General features: G+C 36.1%; 4 protein-coding genes. 3 read left to right on the top strand and 1 reads right to left on the bottom strand.

Annotated features, from left to right (window positions below; translation table 11 throughout):
- Window positions 1-294 precede the first annotated feature (294 nt).
- From DW269_RS08505 to DW269_RS08495, 3 genes are all read left to right on the top strand, one after another.
- A complete protein-coding gene (locus DW269_RS08505) occupies window positions 295-1,725 on the top strand; it encodes an APC family permease (protein ID WP_117459371.1) in 1,431 nt (476 codons plus the stop codon).
- A 67-nt stretch (window positions 1,726-1,792) separates the two neighbouring features.
- Window positions 1,793-3,112: a M18 family aminopeptidase gene (locus tag DW269_RS08500; protein WP_117459370.1), complete on the top strand. Its 1,320-nt coding sequence runs from the start codon at window positions 1,793-1,795 to the stop codon at window positions 3,110-3,112.
- Complete coding sequence (locus DW269_RS08495; protein WP_129982112.1) at window positions 3,112-3,474, top strand: hypothetical protein; 363 nt, start codon at window positions 3,112-3,114, stop codon at window positions 3,472-3,474. Before DW269_RS08500 ends, DW269_RS08495 begins: the two co-directional genes overlap by 1 nt.
- Before the next feature lie 91 nt (window positions 3,475-3,565).
- On the opposite strand, the gene DW269_RS08490 is transcribed toward DW269_RS08495, so the two are convergent.
- Window positions 3,566-4,574 (bottom strand): RNA-guided endonuclease TnpB family protein (locus DW269_RS08490; protein ID WP_117459373.1); only part of this gene is annotated, 1,009 nt, incomplete at its 5' end.

Below are 4,574 nucleotides of genomic sequence, written 5' to 3'. Positions count from 1 at the left end.
TTGCCCGGTGGTGTGAGAGGACGAAAATAATTTTAATTATTTTCTCCTACTCGATTGTTATTTAAAATTGTTGATAAATTAAAACAATAAGAATAATTTATTATTGCATGCATAATTGAAACAGTTACTTGAAACGATAGTTCACTATTTTATCGTAAATATCGCCATAGTTTTATCTATTTTTGTGTTTTGTACATATAAAAGTATGGTATATTTGCAGAAAATTTGGTATACTTATTGAGGCATAAAAAGATTGTTTTTATTTTTAAACAAAAAATATTTAAGGAGGAGAGTATGGAAAACTCAAAAATGAAATGGTATACCCTGGCTTTCATGGCATTTTCTACTGTTTGGGGTTTTGGTAACGTACTTAACGGTTTCGTTTACTTCAACGGTATCCAGGTTATATTCAGCTGGATTTTAATGTTCGCTTTATACTTCGTACCATATGCCCTTATGGTTGGTGAACTTGGTTCAGCATTTAAAAATGCCGGTGGGGGTGTCAGCTCATGGATCAAGGAAACAATGGGTCCTAAACTTGCATACTATGCAGGGTTCACTTATTGGGCTTGTCACATCACTTATATCGCAAGTAAAGGTACTGGTGGATTAAAGGCTCTTAGCTGGGTAATCTTCAGAAACCATACAGTTTATGATAGCTTACCAACTATCTATGTTCAGTTAGCTACACTTGCTGTATTCTTATTATTCTGCTATATTGCAAGCCGTGGATTAAACCCACTAAAGAAACTTGCTACATTAGCAGGAACATCAATGTTTGTTATGTCAATCCTTTATATCTTAATGATGTTCGCAGCACCAGCTATCAACCCTAATGGTGGCTATGTACATATGGACTTTAGTTTTAAAAACATCGTGCCACAGTTCAATGTACAGTACTTCACATCATTATCTATCTTAGTGTTTGCGGTTGGTGGATGTGAAAAGATTTCACCATATGTAAACAAGGTAGAAAATCCTGAAAAGGGATTCCCTAAAGGTATGATTGCACTTGCTATCATGGTTTGTGTATGTGCTATCTTAGGTACATTCGCAATGGGTATGATGTTCGATCCTAAGATGATCAATGCTTCTGAACAGGCATTCGAAAGCTATGTTGCTAACGGGGCTTATTGGTCATTCCAGAAATTAGGTGAATACTATCATATGGGTGATACATTACTAGTTATCTACGCATTATGTAACATGGTTGGTCAGTTCTCTACTTTAGTATTAAGTATTGATGCTCCACTTAGAATGTTATTAGACAACGAAGAAACTAGAGATTATATCCCATCTGCTTTATTCAAGAAGAATAAGTATGGTGCATATATTAACGGTATTAAGTTAGTTGTTGTACTTTCTGGTTCAATCATCTTAATCCAGTCATTCGTTCCTGGTGCAGCTGCTGTATTAAAACAGTTAAATAAGCTTAACTCAGTATGTATGCCAATGCGTTACTTATGGGTATTTGCTGCTTATGTTGCTTTACGTCAGGCTATGGACAAGTTCCCAGCAGAATATCGTTTCGTTAAGAATCAGGCTGTTGCTAAGTTCTTCGGTATCTGGTGCTTTATCGTAACTGCAGCTTGCTGTGTACTTGGTATGTATGACAAAGATCCATTCACATTCGCATTAAACGTAATTGCCCCTGTAGTTCTTTGTGCTTTAGGATTAATCATGCCTAAACTTGCAGAAAAAGAACGCCGTGAAGGAAAAAGATAAATGATATAAAATATCCTTTTGGCAGGGCCAGAAGGATATTTTTATATAAATTAAGGAGATAATAAAAATGTTTAAGGAAACTTCAAAAGAATTATTAGATTTCTTATCAAAAAGTCCTACTGCTTTCCATGCAGTAGAAAACTATCGTCAGATCTTAAATGCTGATGGATTTAAAGAATTATTAGAAAGTGAACATTGGGATATTGTACCAGGTGGTAAGTATTATGTAACAAGAAATAATACAAGTATCTTAGCATTTAAAGTAGGCACAAAGTTAGATAACTACAGCTTCAACATCGTGACTTCACATACAGATTCACCAACTTTCAAGGTTAAAGAAAATGCTGAAATCGAAGTGAAGAATAAGTATACTCAGTTAAATACTGAAGGATACGGAGGAATGTTATGTGCTACTTGGTTAGATCGTCCTCTATCAATTGCTGGTCGTGTATTAGTATCTGAAGGTAACAGCATCGTTACTAAGTTACTAAACATTGATCGTGATTTATTAATGATCCCTAACGTAGCTATTCATATGAACCGTGCGGCTAATGATGGATTTAAGTATAACTTACAGGTAGATATGCTTCCATTATTAAGTGCTGGTGATGATCGTCAGAAAGACTTCAAACAGATTCTTGCGGATGAATTAGGTGTAAAGAAAGAAGACATCTTAGGACATGACTTATATCTTTATAACCGCATGGCTCCATCTATCTGGGGTGCTAATGAAGAATTCATTTCTGCAGGTCACTTAGATGATTTACAGTGTGGTTTCGCTTCATTAAAGGCATTACTTGCTGGTTATAACGATGAATCAATCGATATCATGGCTTGCTTTGATAACGAAGAAGTAGGTTCAGGAACTAAGCAGGGTGCTGACTCTACATTATTAAGAGATACATTAACTCGTATCAACAGTGCTTTAGGTAAAACTGAAGAAGACTACCACCGTGCACTTGCATCAAGCTTCATGCTTTCTTCAGATAATGCACATGCTGTACATCCAAATCATCCAGAACATACTGATGCAACTAACTGCACTTATATGAATGAAGGTGTTGTCGTTAAGTCACATGCTGGTCAGAAATATACAAGTGATGGCGTATCAATGGCAGTTGTAAAGGCTCTTGCATCTGGCGCAGATGTACCTCTACAGTATTTCGCTAACCGTTCAGATAAGGCTGGAGGAAGTACTTTAGGTAATATCGCTATGGCTCAGGCTTCTATGAATGCTGTAGATATCGGTTTACCTCAGCTTGCAATGCATTCATCATATGAAACTGCTGGTATCAAGGATACTTACTATGCAATCTCATTAATGAAGGCATTATTTGATTCACATATTCAGGAAACATCTACTCATAGCTTAGAAATTAAACGCTAATGAAGTTTCAACAAGATAGAGAAAAGCTCATGGTTTCTATGATGGTAGGAACCATGACTTCCTATATCGCTCTTATGTTTGTAAAAGAGCTGATCAATCAGAAGTATTTAATCAATTTCTATATCGATAGCTTAGTTGCTGTTGTTGCACTTGTTCTGGCATTCCTGCAGATCAAGATGCAATATAAGATATATAAAGAGAGAAAGATTTCTTCTAAATCACTCAATATTACATTATTAAGCATTCTTTTCGCACTAATTTTAAACGTTTTATTCCCTAAGGGAATTGATTTCTCATTCCTAGTATTAGTCATTGGAATGATTGCTTCAAATCGTTTGTGCAGTAAAGAATGGCCAAAGTGAACTACTCCGACTTAATATTTTATTAAGTCGGGGTTTTTTAGATGCTTACGCATCCGTTTAAGAAGATTGATATTTAAGTCTCCACCTATTGCTAGGCAATCCTTATTCTTATAGGCGTGTCCACTTCGCCTCTACTGTATAGGATGTTTACATCCACAACGCTACTTTTACGCATGATATTTAATGCACCATTCACATCTGCATTCAGAACTTGTCCGGTGGCTGTTCTATACTGTCCACGATGTATTCTCTTTCCACTGAAATGGTATTCTTCAGTATCATCACTCTTATAGACTGGTATGACATCCTTATCCCAGAAGCTGGCCTTTGAAGTGTAGGATTCTTCTTGCATGACAAGTATGATGTCATTCAATTCACAGAGATACTTAAGCTTATCTATTAGCTTTCCATAAGGAATATTGATAAATATCTGATTATTTCTTTTACCTATATTGGAACCTTTTTGAAATGTTTCATTATAGCCCATAACAAGAGTTCCAATATCATGATCGATACAGTAATCAATCACCCTGCGTGCAGTCTTGTTCATGTAGTCATTTATTCTATTGTTGCGCCTGCGTGCTAATGCCTTCTGTCTGTTGGTCGGCTTCCTGCCATAGTCCTGCTTATCCTTGATGGACTGTAATCTTGCATTTTTCTTGTTGAACCACTGATTGATGGACTTCAGTCTTCTTCCATCGATGATGAATGTTTCACCTTTACTTGATACTGCAGTGACAAGATTATTGATACCTAGATCTAATGCCAGTGCATTTGTTGTATTGAGATTCCTTTGAATGCATTCAGCTTCATAGGTATACTGAATTTCAAAGAACCTGGCATCTGCCTTTGGTATGATACGTATTTCCTTCACTTTCTTATCAAGCAGTATAGGTGGAACAGTAATCTCAACAGCCTTATGTGTCTTTTTGAAGCTGTTTGAATATGGAAGTATGAGCTTATTCCCTTTAAGTCTTACAAATCCAATGACAAGTGTAGTATATCCATCCTTCGGAAGATAGCGTGGAAGTTTGCAGTCCTTAAGTGCATACTTTCCCTGCTTTGCCTTTTTAAGAAGACCAAAGAATGATTTAAATGAG

It is taken from the genome of Catenibacterium sp. AM22-6LB (genome assembly GCF_003435615.1).
GTDB lineage: Bacteria > Bacillota_I > Bacilli_A > Erysipelotrichales > Coprobacillaceae > Catenibacterium > Catenibacterium mitsuoka_A.
Note: the sequence above shows the minus strand (reverse complement) of the source record. Positions and strands in the feature narration are given on the sequence as shown.

Coding starts and splice junctions, on each gene's coding strand:
- DW269_RS08505 (WP_117459371.1), top strand. CDS start 295: ATGGAAAACTCAAAAATGAAATGGTATACCCTGGCTTTCATGGCATTT.
- DW269_RS08500 (WP_117459370.1), top strand. CDS start 1,793: ATGTTTAAGGAAACTTCAAAAGAATTATTAGATTTCTTATCAAAAAGT.
- DW269_RS08495 (WP_129982112.1), top strand. CDS start 3,112: ATGAAGTTTCAACAAGATAGAGAAAAGCTCATGGTTTCTATGATGGTA.